The organism is Roseococcus sp. SYP-B2431, from assembly GCF_004336745.1.
In the GTDB taxonomy this organism is placed as follows: Bacteria; Pseudomonadota; Alphaproteobacteria; order Acetobacterales; family Acetobacteraceae; genus Roseococcus.
The window spans coordinates 1,069,944-1,085,185 of record NZ_SJXD01000011.1 but is presented as its reverse complement, the minus strand read 5'-3'; the positions used below and the strand labels follow the sequence as shown (position 1 = coordinate 1,085,185).

Sequence of the window (15,242 nt, the reverse complement as noted above, 5' to 3'; positions counted from 1 at the left end):
ATCTTCCATGCAACGGGGACGCATTCCGCACTGCCCCGCTCGTGGAGAAATCGATGAAACTGGTCCAGACCCTGGCTTTCGGCGTGGCGCTGCTTGGCAGCGGCGCGGCCCTGGCCCAACCCGCCGCGCCGCCCGCCGCCGGCCCTTCGCCCGGCGCGCGCATGTTCGAGCTGATGGATGCCAACCGTGACGGCCGCGTCTCCTGGGACGAGTCCTGGGCCTTCGCGACCTCGCGCTTCAACACCGCCGACGCCGATCGCAGCGGCGGGGTGACGCTCCAGGAATTCGGCACGATGCGCCTGACGGGCCGTCCGGACGCCGCGGCGCGGACGCCCCGGCCGGGCCAGGCGGAGCGGACGGAGCGCATGCGCGGCGCAATGTTCCGAGGCTTCGACGCCAATAGCGACGGTGTCGTCACGCTGGTCGAAATCCAGCCTTTCGCCCAAGCGCGCTTCCGCGCGATGGACGCGAATGGCGACGGCGCGATCACCCGCGACGAGCTGCCGCGGCGCGGCCCGCGCGGGGGCCATCACCGTGGCCATCGCGGCGAGCGCGGCGCGCCGGCGGCCCCTGCGGCTCCCGCGCAGTAACTAGCCGCCCAGCCTGATCCTCTCCGCGATCAGGAAGGGTGCCCCCGGGGCGGCCTGCGTGAAAACGCAGACCGCCCCGACTTTTCTCTCGACCGCCGCGATGCCGGCGAAATGCGCCTCGGCGGCGGGGCGGTAGATGTCGCGCTCCCCGGGCGTCAGCCGGCGCGTCAGCGTCATGTGGAACTGCCACTCGCCCATCACATAGGGGTAGCCCCAGCGGACCAGCAGCGCCTCGTGCGCGTCGCTGAGCTTCGCCTTGCGGCGGCGCGCCAGCTCGTCCCCGGTGGGCGGGGCGCGATGGCCATCCAGCGCCGCGACGGCGGAATCCGCCAGCGCATGCAACGGTGCGCAGGGCGCCGTCTCCCGCAGCGCGAGGAAGCCCTTGAGGTCCTGCACCGAGAGCGGCGGCAGCGCAAAGGGGGCGGCCGTCGCGGCCCAGCGCCGCACCTCGTCCAGGAAGGCGTCATAGCCCGTCGCCAGCCGGAAGGGCGGCTTCAGCGTGGCGTGAAAGCCGTAGCCGCGTGGATCGGCGGTGACGGCGGCGATGTCCGGCAGATCCGGCTGCGCCAGGGCCGCCCCGGTCCCGGCGTCGCGGCCCAGCCAGGCGGTGGCGGCCGCATGCAGCGGATCGTCCGGCTCCGGCGCGTAATAGACGGCGACCCGCGCGACCACCGTCAGGCGACCCGCTCCCCGCCGCGCCAGACCTGCCGCACCACCGGCATCGCGTCGTGCCTCGTGATCCGCACCAGATCCGCCCGCAGCCCCGGCGCCAGCGCGCCGCGATCGGCCAACCGGCACATGGCGGCCGGCGCCGAGGTGATCATCGCGACGGCTTTCGGCAGCCCGACCTCCTCGGCGACGATGAAGGCCGCCTCGATCATCGCCGGCGGCACGTAGTCGCTGGCGATCACGTCCAGCGCGCCGGCGCGCACCATGTCCATCACGGCCACGTTGCCCGAATGGCTGCCGCCGCGGACGAGGTTGGGCGCGCCGCCGATCACGCCGACGCCGATGCGCGCGGCCTCCTCGGCCGCCTCCATGGTCACCGGGAACTCCGCCACGCGGATGCCGTCCTCGGCGTTGCGCCGGACCTGCCCGGCCTCCTCGTCGTCATGGCTGGCCAGCGGGATGTCGCGGCCGGCGAAGAGCGAGAGCACCCAGGCGCGCTGCTTCTCGCGCAGCTCGGCCCGCTGCTCGCGCAGCTGGGCGATGCGGCGCTCCACCTCGTCGTCGGTCATGCGCGTCTGGCGGATGCGCATGGCGCGGTAGCGGGGGATGTCGCGGTACTGGCCGACGCCGGGGGAGTGGTCCATCAGGCTCACCATGGCGATGAGCGGATGGTGCGCCACGGGCTCCAGCGCGCCGGGCATGTCGCGGGCCGGCAGCTCGCAGCGCAGGTGCAGCAGGTGCTCGGACTTCATCAGCCCGCTGGCCGAGAGGGCCGTCAGGTCGTCGACACCCTCCCGGAAGGTCTGGTCGCGGCCCTGGTCGAAGCCGAGATCGCCGAGGCAGAGCGCGTCCAGCACCGTCGTCACGCCGGCCGCGGCGCATTGCGCGTCATGCGAGACGAAGGCCGAGCGCGAGGGCCAGCGGGCATTGGCGCGCGGCATCACCTGCCGCTCGAGGTTGTCCGTATGCACGTCCACCACGCCGGGGATCACGATGTCCCCGCCGCAATCGACGGCGGAGGGGGCCGTGCAGTTGCCGGACTGGATGTCGGCGATGCGTCCGTCGCGGAGGATGATGGTGCCGTCGACCACCGCCTCGGGCAGGACGAGGCGGGCGTTGGTCCAGATTGTTTCCGTCATGCGGCTTCTTCTAAGGGCAGAACCTGATGGAGGCGATCCGCCACGCGGTCGCGCACCTCGATGTCATGGAAGATTCCGACCAGCGCCGCCCCGCGCGACTTGGCCTCCTGGATCAGCGCGACGACGACCTCGCGATTGGCCGCGTCGAGGCTGGCGGTGGGCTCGTCCAGCAGCAGGATCGGGTAGTCCGGCGCGAAGCCGCGGGCGAGGTTCACGCGCTGCTGCTCGCCGCCCGAGAAGGTCGCGGGCGGCAGGCCGTGCAGGCGGGGCGGCAGGTTGAGGCGGGTGAGCAGGGCGGTGGCGCGCTCCCGGGCGGCCTCCGGGTCCATGCCGCGGTCGATCAGCGGCTCGGCCACCACGTCGCGGGCGGAGACCCGGGGAATGACGCGCAGGAATTGCGAGACATAGCCCAGCGTCTCGCGCCGGATCTCGCGCACCAGCCGCGCATCGGCGGCGGCGAGGTCGGCCAGCCCGCCGCGATGGGCGAGCATGATCCGCCCGGCATCCGCGCCGTAATTGCCCTGGAGGCAGCGCATCAGCGTGGACTTGCCCGCGCCGGATGGGCCGGTGAGGGCCACGCATTCGCCGGGCATGACGACCAGCGCCTCGGATTTCAGCACCTGGAAGCCGATGCCGCCCTGGAGATGCAGGGTGAAGCCCTTGTTCAGGGCCTGAACCTCGAGAGCTGCGCTCATGCCGCAAGCACCGAGGAGACTAGGAGCTGGGTATAGGCGTGACGAGGATCGTCCAGCACGCGGTCGGCCAAACCCTCCTCGACGATGCGGCCATGGCGCATCACCACGATGCGGTGGGCCAGCAGCCGCGCCGCCGCGATGTCGTGGGTGACGAAGAAGACCGCGAGGCCGAGCTGCGAGACCAGCCCACGGATCAGGTCCAGCAGGCGTGCCTGCACGCTGACGTCGAGGCCGCCCGTCGGCTCGTCCATGAAGACCAGCCGCGGGCTGGTCACCAGGCAGCGCGCGATCTGCAGCCGCTGCTGCATGCCGCCGGAGAAATTCTTCGGCGGCTCGTCGATGCGGGCCGGGTCCATCTCCACGCGGGCCATCCATTCGGCGGCCTCGGCGCGGATATGGGCGTAGTTGCGGTCGCCCGCGGCCATCAGCCGCTCGCCGACATTGCCGCCGGCGGAGATGCCCATGCGCAGCCCGTCGCGCGCATTCTGGTGGACGAAGCCCCAGTCGCTGCGCATCAGCTTGCGACGACCGGCCTCGGTGAGGGCGTGGACGTCATGCGCCTCGCCCTCGGCGTCGCGGTAGAGGACGGTGCCGGCCTCGGCGTTCATGGCGCCGGCCAGCACGCGCAGCAGGGTCGACTTGCCCGAGCCGCTCTCCCCCACGATGGCGACGACCTCGCCGGGGAAGATCTCGATGTCCACGCCGTCCAGCGCGCGCACCGCGCCGAAGCGCAGCTGCAGCCTGGCGGCTTCCAGAAGTGGCGCGCTCATTGGCCCTGTGTCTCCGCGCAATGGTCGGTGTCCGAGCAGACGAAGATGCGCCCGCCCTGGTCGTCGGCGACGATCTCGTCGAGATAACTGGTCGCGCTGCCGCAGGCCGAGCAGCATTGCGGCGCGCGCATCGGCTTGAAGGGATGATCCTCGAAATCGAGGCTGCGGACCTCGGTATAAGGAGGCACGGCGTAGATTTTCTTCTCGCGCCCCGCGCCGAAGAGCATCAGCGCCGGCGAGTTGTGCAGCTTCGGATTGTCGAAGCCCGGAATGGGTGAGGGCGACATGAGGTAGCGCCCGCCCACCATCACCGGGTGGTTGTAGGCGCTGCCGCTTTCGCCCTGCCTGGCGATGTCCTCGTAGAGCCGCACCTGGGCCAGCGAGTAGTCGCCCAGCGCGTGCAGCCGGCGCGTCTCAGCGAGACGCGGTTCCAGCCGGAAGAGCGGCTCGGGCATGGGCACCTGGAAGACCATGACCTGGCCCTCGGTGAGCGGACGCTCGGGGATGCGATGGCGCGTCTGGATGATGGTCGCCTCGGCCGTGCGCGTCGTCGTCTCGACATTGGCCACGCGGGCGAAGAAGCGGCGAATGGAGACGGCGTTGGTCGTGTCGTCCGCGCCCTGGTCGATGACCTTGAGCACGTCGCGCGGGCCGAGGATGGCCGCCGTCACCTGGATGCCGCCCGTGCCCCAGCCATAAGGCAGCGGCATCTCGCGCGCACCGAAGGGAATCTGGTGGCCGGGGATGGCGATGGCCTTGAGGATGGCCCGGCGGATCATCCGCTTCGTCGCCTCGTCCAGATAGGCGAAGTTGTAGGCGTGTTCGGGTGTGTTCCCTGGCGCGTTCCGGGGCGTGATGGCGTTCATTCGGCAGCTTCCTGGATGGGCGCGGCATCGCGATCGGCCTGCCAGCGCGCGCGGATGCTGCGGAGCTTCTCCAGCTCGCTCTGGAAGTCCACGTGGTGCGGCAGCTTGAGGTGCTCGACGAAGCCGGTGGCCTCGACGTTGTCGGCATGCAGCAGGACGAATTCGGCATCCTGCGCAGGGGCCGTGGCCTCCTCGCCCATCTCCTGGGCCATGAGGGCGCGGTCCACCAGGGCCATCGCCATGGCGCGGCGCTCGCCATGCCCCATGGCGAGGCCGTAGCCGCGTGTGAACTGCGGCGGGCTGGCCGCGCTGCCGGCGAACTGGTTCACCATCTGGCATTCGGTGACGGCGATGTCGCCGATCGAGACGGCGAAGCCCAGCTCGGCGGGCGCCAGCATCACCTCGACTTCGCCCATGCGCAGCTCGGCCACGAAGGGATGCGCATTGCCGTAGCCGCGCTGGGTGGAATAGCCGAGGCCCAGAAGAAAGCCCTCGTCGCCGCGGGCCAGCGACTGCAGCCGCAACGGGCGTGGCGTGGGAAAGGGCAGTGGCTCGCGCGTGAGGTCGGGTGGGGCCTCGTCGGTGCCGGGGGCGTCGCGGGACATCAGCCCCTCGCGCGCCAGCAGCTCGGTGACGCGCGGCATGGTGGCCTCGGCGGCATCCGCCTCCTCCGGCTCGGCGGGCGGCAGGCCCTCTGCGGCCAGCGCGAAGTCGAGCAGGCGGTGCGTGTAGTCGAAGGTGGGGCCGAGCACCTGGCCCCCGGGCAGGTCCTTGTAGGTGGCGCTGATGCGGCGCTGCACGCGCATCGCGCCCGTGTCGATGGGCTCGCAGGCGGCGAAGCGCGAGAGGGTGTTGCGGTAGGCGCGCAGCAGGAAGGCGGCCTCGATCAGGTCGCCCCGCGCCTGCTTGATGGCGAGCGCAGCGAGCGCGCGGTCATGGCAGGAGCCCTCGGCTATCACCCGGTCCACGGCGAGGCCGAGCTGCTCCTCGATCTGCGCGGGGGAAAGCTCGGGCAGGGATTCGTCGCCCCGGCGGCGCTGGGCGAGCCAGCCATGGGCGGCGGAGATGGCGGCGTCGCCGCCCTTCACGGCCACATACATCAGCCGGCCTCCTCGATGCGGGTGGAGCGTGGCAGGGCGGCGAGACGCGCCCCGGCGCAAAGGACGAGATCCACGCCGCAGGGGAAGCCCTGGCGGTTGGCGGCCCATTGGGCGGTGAAGTCGGCCGGCAGGCCGGCGGCGCCGAGGCGATGCTCGTGCTCGATGCCTGGGCCGGAGAGGCGCCAGCCGGCGCCCTCGGCCAGGGTCTCGCATTGCAGGATCAGCGTGGCGCTGTCCTGCGGCGTCTCGTCGGAGCCGGCATCGAGCGTGGCTAGCGCCGGCATGGTGCCCGTGGCGAGCAGGAACTGCGCCTTCGAGGCATCGGCGACCAGTGGCGCGCCGGTGTGGAAGGCGATCCATTCGCGCGCCTCGCCGGTGGCATCGGTCCAGACGGCGGTTTCGGCATCCGCCAGCGTGAGCAGCGCGGCGGCGGCGGAAGGAGCCAGCGCTTCGGGCAGGTCGGGCAGCACGTCGCAGCGCTGGATGCGGCCGGGGCGGGCCATGGCTTCCATCAGCGCCCGAAAGCTCTCCTGCGCGCCGAAGACGGGATCGTTGAAGGCGGGCCTCATCGCATGGCCGCCAGTGTCGCGAAGCGGACCTCGGTGGCGGCGGCGCGACGGGCAGTGAGGGTGGCGGCCTCGGCCTGCGCGCCGCGCAGCGGCTCGATCACCGCCTCGACCAAAGCGGGCCGGAGGGCCTCCTGCTGGAGCGCGGCATCCAGCGAGGCGGCGAGTTCCGCCGCGCGGCGGTCGCGCCCGAGCCGCCAGCAATGGCCGAGCGTGCCGTCAGCCAGGCTCACCGAGCAGCGCGTGACTGTCGCCTCGCCGAGGTTGAAGGCCGCACCATCCCCGCCGGCGCGGCCGCGGAGCATGGTGAGCCCGACTTCCGGGCCGCGTATGACCCGATGCACCGGCAGAGGAGGGGCCTCTGCAAGCCTGCTTTCCATCTCCTCGGCCGAGGCTCGGGCAAGGACGGACATCCATGAGGAACGGTTTATCATTGGTATAGACGACTAAACATCCGTTCCTGTATGGTCAAGTCGAAACTGGCACCCCGGAGTAGCGAGTTGGTTGAAGCTTCTGTGACACAGGCCGCGGCCGCGCTGGATCGCGGCGCAGGCATTGCCCTCTGGCGGCAGATCGGCGCGGCCATCGAGGCCGGCATCAAGGCGGGCGAGCACGCCCCCGGCGAGCGCTTGCCCACCGAGGTGGAACTCGCCGCCCGCTTCCGAGTGAACCGCCACACCATCCGCCGCGCCATGGAGGAGCTGGAGGGCCGCGGCATGGTCCGCGTCGAGCAGGGCCGCGGCAGCTTCGTGGCCGAGGATGTGCTGGACTATCCGCTCGGCCCCCGCACGCGCTTCAGCGAAATCATCCGCAGCCAGAACCGTGAGCCGGCCGGGCGCCTGCTGCGCCTCGCCGAGATCCCGGCCGACGCCCGCATCGCCGAGCTGCTGGAGATCCGCCCGGGCCGCCTCGTCCTGATGGCCGAGCGTCTCGCCATGGCCGACGGGCGGCCCGTGGCGCTGGGCGCGCACCACTTCCCCGCCCAGCGTTTTCCGCGGATCATGGCCCTGCTGCGCGAGGATCCTTCCATCACCCGCGCGCTGGCGGAATCCGGCGTGCCGGACTACCGCCGCCGCATCACCCGCATCACCGCCCGCATGCCCACGGCGGAGGAGGCCGAAGCCTTGCAGCAATCCCGCTCCCGCCCGGTCCTGATCAACGAGTCGGTCAATGTCGATGCCGAGGGGAGGCCGGTGGATGCCACGCTGACGCGCTACGCCGCCGGCCGCGCGCAGCTGGTGGTGGAGTCCTGAGCATGTCGTGGAGCATTGCGGGCGGTCACGTCCTGCGCGAGGGCGCGCTGGCGGCCGGAGAGGTCACGCTGGCGGATGGCCGGATCGCGGAGGGCCAAGGGGGGAATAACGGCGCGGATCGCCGCTTCGATGCCGAGGGGCTGATGGTCATGCCCGGCCTCGTCGACATCCATGGCGACGCGCATGAGCGCGCGCTGCAGCCGCGCCCCAACGTGGATTTCGCCGCCGATTTCGCCATGCGCGACGCCGCGGCGCAGCTGCTCGCCTCGGGCATCACCACGGCCTATCTCGGCGTGACGCTCTCCTGGGAGCCGGGGCTTCGTTCCCTGCAAGCCTTCGAAGCGACGCTCGGCGCGCTGCGCGACCCGCCGCCGGGCCCCGACATGCGCGTCCATCTGCGCTTCGAGGCCGACAACTTGGCCGCGGAGCCGGCCGCGCTCGCCGCCATGAAGGCCGGCGAGATCCATCTCCTCGGCTTCAACGACCACACGCCCGGCATCCGCAGGAAGCTCGGAAATCCGAAGGAGCTGGGCAAATACGCCGGCCGGTCGGGCGTGGGCGAGGCGGAGTTCCTGGCGCTCGCCGAGGCGGCGGCCGCACAGCGCGACGAGGTGCCCGCCTCGCGCATCCGCATGGCCGGGGCGGCGCGCGCGGCGGGCATTCCGATGCTCAGCCATGACGATGCGAATCCGCAGGATCGCGCGCTGTTCCGGGAGCTCGGGGCGAGCATCTGCGAATTCCCGATCACCGAGCCCGTCGCGGAAAATGCGCGCGCCGCCGGCGAGGCCGTGGTGATGGGCTCGCCCAACGTGGTGCGCGGCGGCAGCCATCTCGGCTGGGCCAGCGCGGCGCCGCTCGCCGAGCGCGGCCTCGTGACCGTGCTCGCCAGCGACTACCACTGGCCCGCCTTGCTGGCCGCGCCCTTCCGCATGGCGGCGCGCGGCGTGATGAACCTGGCCCAGGCCTGGGCGCTGGTCTCCACCAACCCAGCCGAGGCGCTGGGGCTGAAGGATCGCGGCCGCATCGCGCCGGGCCTGCGCGGCGACCTCACGCTGGTCACCCCCGAGGGCGCGCTGGCGGCGGTCTTCGTGGGCGGCAGCCTCGCCTGGCTGGCGCCGGCGGCCGCGGGACGGATCGGCTGATCACCCCCGCATGGTCCCCCTTGGCATGACCGCGCCCCGCATCGCCATCCTCGTGCCCTGCCACAACGAGGCGGCCACGGTCGCGCAGGTCGTGCGGGACTTCCGCGCCGCGCTGCCGGAGGCGGCGATCCACGTCTTCGACAACAATTCGACCGACGGAACGGCGGAGATCGCCCGCGCTGCCGGCGCCGAGGTCCGGCACGAGGAGCGAAAGGGCAAGGGCCACGTGGTCCGGCGGATGTTCGCCGACATCGAGGCCGATCTCTACGTCATGGTGGATGGCGACGCGACCTATGACGCCTCGGCCGCGCCGCGCCTCGTCGCGACCGCCCTGGAGGGCGGCTACGACCTCGTGAACGTGGCGCGGGTCGAGCGCGCGCAGGGCGCCTACCGGCCCGGGCATCGCTTCGGCAACCGGCTGCTCACGGGCATCGTCGGCCGCGTCTTCGGGACGCACACCTCGGACATGCTCTCGGGCTACAAGCTGTTCAGCCGCCGCTTCGTGAAAAGCTTTCCCGCGCGGAGCACCGGATTCGAGATCGAGACCGAGATCATGATCCATGCGCTGGAGCTCGGCATTCCCATCGCAGAGATCGCGGCGCCCTATGGCGAGCGGCCGGAGGATTCGGCCAGCAAGCTGCAGACCTGGCGCGACGGCTACCTGATCCTGCGCATGATCGGCCAGCTCGTCCGCCGCGAGCGACCGCTGGAGTTCTTCGGCGTGGCCGCGCTGCTGCTGGTCCTGCTCTCGCTGGGGCTCGGCCTGCCGGTCGTCCTCGAATTCTGGCGGACCGGCCTGGTGCCGCGGCTGCCGACGGCGGTGCTCTCGGCCGCGCTGATGCTCTCGGCGCTGCTGGCCTTCGCCGTGGGGCTGATCCTGGAGGCGATCACCCATAGCCGGCGGGAGCTGAAGCGGCTCGCCTATCTCGGCGTGCCGCCCCGTAGCTGAGCCCCGGGCCGGGTCAGGCGGCCTTCTTGCGCTCCAGGATCTCGATCGAGACCTCTTCCGGCCCGCGGATGAAGCTGATGCGAATCTCCGGGCGGAGCTGCGTGGGCTCCATCGTGAAGGTCACGCCCTTGGCCTTGAGATCGGCATAGGCCGCATCGAGGTCATCCACAATGAAGCCGAAATGGTCGATGCCGGCATAGGGCGCGACCGGCGCGGGGCCGGACTTCGCATCCGTCGCGATCAGGAAGATGTCCGTGCCGCCGACCTTCATGTCGACGCGCGGCTTGCCGTTCTGCATCGAGCGGATGATCTGCGCGCCGAGAACCCGCTCGTACCAGGCGGCGGTCGCCTCGATGTCGGGCGTGCGCAGGTGGATGTGATCGAAGCCGTATTTCACCATGGACCAGTTCTCCTCTGTCGCACGGAGCATGCGGCAGGGTTCGGCCCTCAGCAATCTCCCTCAGGGAGCGCGACCCGGCGAAGATACGGGGGCAGGCTTGCGCCTGTTCCCTACCACCGCCCAGCGCGGCGGTCAGCGCCGCATCTCCTCGATCCTGCGGCGGTCGAGCTCCACATGGCGGCGCTGCTGCTCGGCGATGGCGCGCTGCCGATCGGCGTCGTGCCGGTGGCGCTCCTGATCCGCATGTCGGTGCCGCATCTCCTCGTGGCGCCGGCGGGCCTCCTCCTCGCGGCGCCGCGACTCCGCGTGGCGGCGGTGGCGTTCTTCCTGCTGGCGGCGCATGGCCTCCTCGCGCCGGCGACGCTCCTCCTGCTGGCGCCGCATGGCTTCGTGTTGACGGTGGCGCTCCTCCTGCTGGCGACGCATGCCCTCCTCGCGGCGGCGGCGCTCCTCCTCCCAGCGGTGGTCCTGTGCGAAGGCCGCGGGCGCGCCGGCCAGGGTGATGCCAGCCCCCAGGACCGCGAGGAGGGAGCGGCGATTCAGAAGGCGTTCCATGACCGGACCTCGTATGTGGTTGCCGGACGGTAACGTCGACCCTGCGACGAAGTCGCGGCGGCGCCAGGGCGAAATCGGGGCAGGCGGAGGGAGCGGTCCCCCCTACCGGATCGCCCCCGCCTGCCGGATATGGGGCGCGATGTCCTCGCTGACCGCCAATGCGTCGATCGTGTCGGCGCGGTAGCGCAGGACCCAGTCGCGATTGCGGAAGACCTCGTTGGGCACGGTCACCGTCACCTCCCATCTTCCGTTCGCCGTGGGATGGCCGGTCGAGTCGTGCAAGCTGAGGACGGCCGCCTCGCCCCGGGGCGCGCCCTCCCGCGTCGCGAGGACCTGGATCAGCGAATAGCGCGCGGCGCCGGGCAGGGCGTCGATGCGCAGCGTCATGAGCCAGCTGTCGCCACGGCGCTCGGCCGCCACGAGGGCGCGTGTCGCCTGGCCGGCCCCGGGTCCGGCGCCGATGGGAAATTCCAGCCGCGTCGCGCGCGGCGCGCCGGGAAGGATGTCGCGGCCGCAAACTCCTGCATCCTCGCAGGCCCGCTGGACGCCGGGCGGCAGGCGGCCGGCGGCGTCGAGGCCGAGCAGCGCGGTTACCGCCAGCAGCAGCAGGAACACCAGGCGGACGAGCCACCGCCTGCGTCGGCGGCGCGGAGGGCTTTCCGTGGTGTCCGACATGCAGGCCTCCTCCGCGTTCCCGCGGCTGGAATGCCAGCGGTTCGGCCGCGGTTCAACCCAAGGTTGACGCTGGGCTCGGGGGCGGCGGCGTGCCAGCGCGGAGAGCGGGCAGGTGGCTTGCCAGGACCCTCGGTTGGTGTGCTCTTCTCCCGTGCCGGAACGCGGCAAGGGGGAACGTCATCATGTCCATGCGCCGCGACATCCTGTCCGCGACGGCCGTCACGGCGCTGCTCGGCGCCTGGCCCGGGCAGGCGCGGGCGCAGGCCTGGCCCAGCCGGCCGATCCGCCTGATCGTCGCCTTCGCGCCCGGGGGCTTCACCGACATCGCGGCCCGTCTCCTGGCAGAGCGGCTGACCGCCGCCCTTGGCCAGACCGTGACCGTCGACAACCGGGCCGGCGCGGGCGGTATCATCGGCACGGAGGCCGCGGCCCGTAGCCCGGCCGACGGCTATACGGTGCTGATGGGAACGATCAGCACGCAGGCGATGAATGTCGGCCTATACCGCACGCTGCCCTACGATCCCGTGGCGGATTTCACGCCCGTGGCCGGCGTTGCGACGAGCCCCAACATCCTCGTGGCGCACCCTTCGAAGGGCATCGCGGACGTCGCGGCGCTGATCGCCCGGGCCAAGGCCCAGCCCGGAAATCTCACCTTCGCCTCGGGCGGCAACGGCACGTCGAGCCATCTCGCCGGCGAGCTCTTCAAATCGCTCGCGGGCGTGGACCTGCTGCACGTGCCCTTCCGCAGCACCGCCCCTGCCGCCTCCGCGCTGGTCGCCGGGCAGGTGGACCTGATGTTCGACACGCTGCCGTCCTCCCTGCCGCATGTGCGCGAAGGGCGGCTGAAGGGACTTGGAGTGACCTCGGCGGGGCGCCTCCCGAGCCTGCCCGAGCTGCCGGCTGTCGCGGAGACCGTGCCCGGCTTCGAGATGGGAGTCTGGACCGGGCTCTTCGTTCCGGCCGGTACGCCCCGCGGGGCCGTGGAGCGGCTGGAGACGGCCACGCGCGAGGCCCTGCCGCAGCTTCAGCCCCGCTTCGCCGAGCTTGGCCTCGAGCCCTTCTCCGCCGGCTCCGAGGATCTCGCCGCCCATCTTCGCGCGGAGATCGCGAAATGGACCGGCGTCGTGCGCGCCGCGCGAATCACCATCGACTGAGCGCCGTCCGGATATCCCGCCCGGGAGGCTGGACCGGAACGCGATTCCCGGAGGATGTTGATCCTGACCGGGAAGGACCACCGATGCGCTGGGGCCGTGAGACCGATCTTCTACTCCTGGCACTCGGCGCCATGTTCGTGCAGCAGACCTTCGCCTCCCTGGGCCGCAGCCTGCCCACGGTCATCGCGCCCGCCATCATCGCCGACCTCCAGCTGGAGGCCGCCTGGGTCGGCGTCTATGTCAGCCTCATCGCGGTTTCCGCGCTGATCTTCCAGCTGGGCTGCGGCAGCTTCATCATCCGCTACGGCGCCTTGCGGATGAGCCAGGTGGCGCTGCTGCTCCTCGCCGGCGGCCTGGCGGCCGCCTCCACGGGCGCCGTCGCGCTGCTGGCCCTCTCGGCCGTCATCGGCGGCGGCGGCTCCGCCATCTCGACCCCTGCCAGCTCGCATCTGCTTGGGCGCTACTCGCCGCCCCGCTACGCCCCGCTGGTCTTCTCCATCAAGCAGACGGCGGTGCCGGCGGGGCTGCTGCTGGCCGGCCTCTTCGGCCCCGCGCTGACAGGATGGACGAGCTGGAGCGTCACGCTCAATGTCGGCGCGGCGGCGTGCCTCCTCTTTGCAATCCTGCTGCAGTTCTCGCGCCGCGAATTCGATTCCGACCGCGTGCCCAGCCGCCGATTCCACCTCTCGGACTTCCGCACGACCTTCACCTCCGTGCTGGTCACGATGGAGCTGCGCAACCTGTCGATGGCCTGCTTCGCCTTCAACGGCCTGCAGACCGTCTTCACCTCCTTCTTCATCATCTACCTCGTCGAGCTCGGCTACACGCTCGGCCTCGCGGGGCTGGTCTTCTCCGTCGCCATGCTTGTTGCCGTGCCCTGCCGCATCCTCTGGGGATGGCTCGGCAGCACCTCGGTCTCGCCGCGGACCATGCTGGGGGCCCTGGCCCTCGGCATGGCGGCCAGCGCGCTGTTCACGGGCTTCTACGGCCCGCTCTGGCCGGTGCTGGCGGTCGGCTTCGTGGCGTCCTGCCTGAGCGCCACCGCCATGTCCTGGCACGGCGTCCTCCTGGCGGAGGCGGCGCGCCTCGCCCCGCCGGGGATGCGCGGCATGGCGACCGGCGGGGTGCTCTCCTTCGGCCAGCTCGGCGGGCTGCTCCTGCCGCTGGTCTATTCGGTGCTGCTGTACCTGACCGGCAGCCATGGGCTGGGCTTCGTGCTCTGCGGCGCGCCGGCCCTGCTGGTCGGAATCCTGCTGGTGCGCCCGGCCCCTCGGGTCGAAGCCTAGGAACGGCCGTCCGATCCCGGCGCCCCGTCCGTGAGGCGCTTGCCGTGGCCACCGGCGCGCTGCACCGTGCAGGGCCCACGGAATACGGAGCGCTGGTCATGGAATATCGCCGCCTTGGCGTTTCGGGCTTCAGGGTGCCTGCGCTCAGCCTCGGCACCGGGACCTTCGGGGGCGTCGGCCGCCTGGCCCCCTGGGGCAGCACCCAGGCGGAGGAGGCGCGGCGGATGATCGACATCTGCCTCGATGCCGGGCTGAACATGTTCGACAGCGCCGACATCTACTCGGGCGGCGCGGCGGAGAGCGTGCTCGGCGAGGCCATCAAGGGCCGCCGCGACGAGGTGCTGATCTCCACCAAGGCCACCTTCCGCAGCGGCGAGGGCCCGAACGACGTCGGCAGCAGCCGCTTCGCGCTGGTCCGGGGGGTGGAAGCCGCGCTGAAGCGGCTGGGCACCGAGCACATCGACCTGTTCCAGCTCCACGGCTACGACGCGCTCACGCCGCCCGAGGAGGTGCTGGCGACGCTCGACCAGCTCGTCCGGGCGGGCAAGGTCCGCTATGTGGGCGTCTCCAACTATTCCGGCTGGCACCTCATGAAGGCGCTCGGCGTCGCCGACCGCCACGGCTATCCACGCTATGTCGCGCATCAGGCCTACTACTCGCTGGTGGGCCGCGACTTTGAATGGGAGCTCATGCCGCTCGGCCTGGACCAGGGGGTGGGCACGGTGGTGTGGAGCCCGCTCGGCTGGGGCCGCCTCACCGGCAGGCTGCGCCGCGGCCAGCCCATGCCGGAGCAGAGCCGCCTGCACGCGACGGCGGAGTTCGGTCCGCCGGTGCCGGAGGACTATCTCTACGAGGTCGTCGATGCGCTGGACGAGGTGGCCGCCGAGACGGGCCGATCCATCCCGCAGATCGCGCTGAACTGGCTGCTGCAAAGGCCGACCGTCGCCACGGTGGTCGTCGGCGCGCGCAACGAGGAGCAGCTCCGGCAGAATCTCGGCGCGGTGGGCTGGAAGCTGACGCCGGAGCAGATGGCCCGGCTCGACGCCGCGAGCGCCCGGCCGAGGGCCTATCCCTACTGGCACCAAGCCTTCTTCGGCGAGCGCAACCCGCCGCCGGTCTGAGGCGCGAGGATCACCGCGGCGAAGGAGGCGGAGAAGCCGCGGATTCGCGATAGGAAGGGGGAATGGCTGAAGGCCCGGGCTTCGCCTGGATTTTGGCTCCGGCGGTAGGATTCGAACCTACGACCAACGGATTAACAGTCCGCTGCGCTACCGCTGCGCCACGCCGGATCGCCTTGGGCGGGAGCCTCTAGCAGCCGTTTGCCGGATGCGCAACACCACCCCCCCGCCGGGAAGCGGATGCGCGCCACGCCGGGGCGGGAAGCGGCCCGCGGGAAGGGGGCGCGCCCGCCGATTCCCCCAAGTCCCGCCTGC

18 protein-coding genes and 1 tRNA gene are annotated in these 15,242 nt (G+C 71.6%); 8 read left to right on the top strand and 11 right to left on the bottom strand.

Annotated features, from left to right (window positions below):
• Positions 1-53 precede the first annotated feature (53 nt).
• Positions 54-590, top strand: coding sequence for an EF-hand domain-containing protein (locus EJV46_RS06475; RefSeq protein WP_131547732.1), 537 nt, complete (start codon positions 54-56; stop codon positions 588-590).
• On the opposite strand, the gene EJV46_RS06470 is transcribed toward EJV46_RS06475, so the two are convergent.
• The 8 genes from EJV46_RS06470 to phnG are packed head-to-tail and all read right to left on the bottom strand — an operon-like array spanning position 591 to position 6,829.
• On the bottom strand, positions 591-1,262 hold the full coding sequence (locus EJV46_RS06470) for a DUF1045 domain-containing protein (protein ID WP_131547731.1): 672 nt from the start codon (positions 1,260-1,262) through the stop codon (positions 591-593).
• Positions 1,263-1,264: 2 nt separating this feature from the next.
• Positions 1,265-2,398 (bottom strand): alpha-D-ribose 1-methylphosphonate 5-triphosphate diphosphatase, encoded by a 1,134-nt coding sequence (locus EJV46_RS06465; RefSeq protein WP_131547730.1) that lies wholly within the window; start codon positions 2,396-2,398, stop codon positions 1,265-1,267.
• Positions 2,395-3,093 (bottom strand): phosphonate C-P lyase system protein PhnL, encoded by a 699-nt coding sequence (gene phnL, locus EJV46_RS06460; protein WP_131547729.1) that lies wholly within the window; start codon positions 3,091-3,093, stop codon positions 2,395-2,397. Before phnL ends, EJV46_RS06465 begins: the two co-directional genes overlap by 4 nt.
• A complete protein-coding gene (gene phnK / locus EJV46_RS06455) occupies positions 3,090-3,863 on the bottom strand; it encodes a phosphonate C-P lyase system protein PhnK (protein WP_131547728.1) in 774 nt (257 codons plus the stop codon). The genes phnL and phnK overlap by 4 nt, the downstream gene beginning before the upstream one ends.
• A complete protein-coding gene (locus tag EJV46_RS06450) occupies positions 3,860-4,729 on the bottom strand; it encodes an alpha-D-ribose 1-methylphosphonate 5-phosphate C-P-lyase PhnJ (RefSeq protein WP_131547727.1) in 870 nt (289 codons plus the stop codon). Before EJV46_RS06450 ends, phnK begins: the two co-directional genes overlap by 4 nt.
• Positions 4,726-5,829 (bottom strand): carbon-phosphorus lyase complex subunit PhnI, encoded by a 1,104-nt coding sequence (locus tag EJV46_RS06445; RefSeq protein WP_131547726.1) that lies wholly within the window; start codon positions 5,827-5,829, stop codon positions 4,726-4,728. Before EJV46_RS06445 ends, EJV46_RS06450 begins: the two co-directional genes overlap by 4 nt.
• Entirely contained in the window at positions 5,829-6,398 is a 570-nt protein-coding gene (phnH, locus tag EJV46_RS06440) for a phosphonate C-P lyase system protein PhnH (protein WP_131547725.1), read from the bottom strand. The genes EJV46_RS06445 and phnH overlap by 1 nt, the downstream gene beginning before the upstream one ends.
• Positions 6,395-6,829, bottom strand: a complete 435-nt coding sequence (gene phnG / locus EJV46_RS06435; RefSeq protein ID WP_255465978.1) for a phosphonate C-P lyase system protein PhnG — start codon at positions 6,827-6,829, stop codon at positions 6,395-6,397. The genes phnH and phnG overlap by 4 nt, the downstream gene beginning before the upstream one ends.
• Positions 6,830-6,910: 81 nt before the next feature.
• Here phnG and phnF point away from each other — a divergent pair, with 81 nt between their 5' ends.
• From phnF to EJV46_RS06420, 3 genes are read left to right on the top strand one after another with little or no spacing between them, the layout of a single operon-like run.
• Complete coding sequence (phnF, locus tag EJV46_RS06430; RefSeq protein ID WP_240782424.1) at positions 6,911-7,648, top strand: phosphonate metabolism transcriptional regulator PhnF; 738 nt, start codon at positions 6,911-6,913, stop codon at positions 7,646-7,648.
• A 2-nt stretch (positions 7,649-7,650) separates the two neighbouring features.
• Positions 7,651-8,790: an alpha-D-ribose 1-methylphosphonate 5-triphosphate diphosphatase gene (locus EJV46_RS06425; protein WP_131547723.1), complete on the top strand. Its 1,140-nt coding sequence runs from the start codon at positions 7,651-7,653 to the stop codon at positions 8,788-8,790.
• Between the two features lie 10 nt (positions 8,791-8,800).
• Entirely contained in the window at positions 8,801-9,739 is a 939-nt protein-coding gene (locus EJV46_RS06420; RefSeq protein ID WP_131547722.1) for a glycosyltransferase family 2 protein, read from the top strand.
• Between the two features lie 13 nt (positions 9,740-9,752).
• On the opposite strand, the gene EJV46_RS06415 is transcribed toward EJV46_RS06420, so the two are convergent.
• On the bottom strand, positions 9,753-10,169 hold the full coding sequence (locus EJV46_RS06415) for a VOC family protein (protein ID WP_206020719.1): 417 nt from the start codon (positions 10,167-10,169) through the stop codon (positions 9,753-9,755).
• A 144-nt stretch (positions 10,170-10,313) separates the two neighbouring features.
• Between EJV46_RS06415 and EJV46_RS06410 the strand changes: the two genes are divergently transcribed.
• Complete coding sequence (locus EJV46_RS06410; RefSeq protein WP_131547721.1) at positions 10,314-10,727, top strand: hypothetical protein; 414 nt, start codon at positions 10,314-10,316, stop codon at positions 10,725-10,727.
• A gap of 69 nt (positions 10,728-10,796) precedes the next feature.
• On the opposite strand, the gene EJV46_RS06405 is transcribed toward EJV46_RS06410, so the two are convergent.
• Positions 10,797-11,369, bottom strand: a complete 573-nt coding sequence (locus EJV46_RS06405; protein ID WP_131547720.1) for a hypothetical protein — start codon at positions 11,367-11,369, stop codon at positions 10,797-10,799.
• 182 nt (positions 11,370-11,551) lie between these two features.
• On the opposite strand from EJV46_RS06405, the gene EJV46_RS06400 reads away from it, so the two are divergent.
• The 3 genes from EJV46_RS06400 to EJV46_RS06390 all read left to right on the top strand — a co-directional run bounded on the left by EJV46_RS06400 (position 11,552) and on the right by EJV46_RS06390 (position 14,930).
• A complete protein-coding gene (locus EJV46_RS06400; protein ID WP_240782423.1) occupies positions 11,552-12,523 on the top strand; it encodes a tripartite tricarboxylate transporter substrate binding protein in 972 nt (323 codons plus the stop codon).
• A gap of 83 nt (positions 12,524-12,606) precedes the next feature.
• Positions 12,607-13,809, top strand: coding sequence for an MFS transporter (locus EJV46_RS06395; protein WP_165585371.1), 1,203 nt, complete (start codon positions 12,607-12,609; stop codon positions 13,807-13,809).
• A gap of 98 nt (positions 13,810-13,907) precedes the next feature.
• Positions 13,908-14,930 carry an aldo/keto reductase gene (locus EJV46_RS06390; RefSeq protein ID WP_131547718.1) on the top strand — a complete coding sequence of 341 codons (1,023 nt, stop codon included), beginning with the start codon at positions 13,908-13,910 and terminating at the stop codon, positions 14,928-14,930.
• Positions 14,931-15,023: 93 nt separating this feature from the next.
• On the opposite strand, the gene EJV46_RS06385 is transcribed toward EJV46_RS06390, so the two are convergent.
• A tRNA-Asn gene (locus tag EJV46_RS06385) sits at positions 15,024-15,098 on the bottom strand.
• Positions 15,099-15,242 lie beyond the last annotated feature (144 nt).

Bases quoted from the DNA above. Each gene is read 5' to 3' on its own strand.
- EJV46_RS06415 (WP_206020719.1), bottom strand. From the start codon at position 10,169: ATGCTCCGTGCGACAGAGGAGAACTGGTCCATGGTGAAATACGGCTTC.
- EJV46_RS06425 (WP_131547723.1), top strand. From the start codon at position 7,651: ATGTCGTGGAGCATTGCGGGCGGTCACGTCCTGCGCGAGGGCGCGCTG.
- EJV46_RS06395 (WP_165585371.1), top strand. From the start codon at position 12,607: ATGCGCTGGGGCCGTGAGACCGATCTTCTACTCCTGGCACTCGGCGCC.
- phnL (WP_131547729.1), bottom strand. From the start codon at position 3,093: ATGAGCGCAGCTCTCGAGGTTCAGGCCCTGAACAAGGGCTTCACCCTG.
- EJV46_RS06410 (WP_131547721.1), top strand. From the start codon at position 10,314: ATGGCGGCGCTGCTGCTCGGCGATGGCGCGCTGCCGATCGGCGTCGTG.
- phnG (WP_255465978.1), bottom strand. From the start codon at position 6,829: ATGATAAACCGTTCCTCATGGATGTCCGTCCTTGCCCGAGCCTCGGCC.
- EJV46_RS06400 (WP_240782423.1), top strand. From the start codon at position 11,552: ATGTCCATGCGCCGCGACATCCTGTCCGCGACGGCCGTCACGGCGCTG.
- phnH (WP_131547725.1), bottom strand. From the start codon at position 6,398: ATGAGGCCCGCCTTCAACGATCCCGTCTTCGGCGCGCAGGAGAGCTTT.
- EJV46_RS06450 (WP_131547727.1), bottom strand. From the start codon at position 4,729: ATGAACGCCATCACGCCCCGGAACGCGCCAGGGAACACACCCGAACAC.
- EJV46_RS06420 (WP_131547722.1), top strand. From the start codon at position 8,801: ATGGTCCCCCTTGGCATGACCGCGCCCCGCATCGCCATCCTCGTGCCC.
- EJV46_RS06475 (WP_131547732.1), top strand. From the start codon at position 54: ATGAAACTGGTCCAGACCCTGGCTTTCGGCGTGGCGCTGCTTGGCAGC.
- EJV46_RS06465 (WP_131547730.1), bottom strand. From the start codon at position 2,398: ATGACGGAAACAATCTGGACCAACGCCCGCCTCGTCCTGCCCGAGGCG.
- EJV46_RS06405 (WP_131547720.1), bottom strand. From the start codon at position 11,369: ATGTCGGACACCACGGAAAGCCCTCCGCGCCGCCGACGCAGGCGGTGG.
- phnK (WP_131547728.1), bottom strand. From the start codon at position 3,863: ATGAGCGCGCCACTTCTGGAAGCCGCCAGGCTGCAGCTGCGCTTCGGC.
- EJV46_RS06390 (WP_131547718.1), top strand. From the start codon at position 13,908: ATGGAATATCGCCGCCTTGGCGTTTCGGGCTTCAGGGTGCCTGCGCTC.
- EJV46_RS06445 (WP_131547726.1), bottom strand. From the start codon at position 5,829: ATGTATGTGGCCGTGAAGGGCGGCGACGCCGCCATCTCCGCCGCCCAT.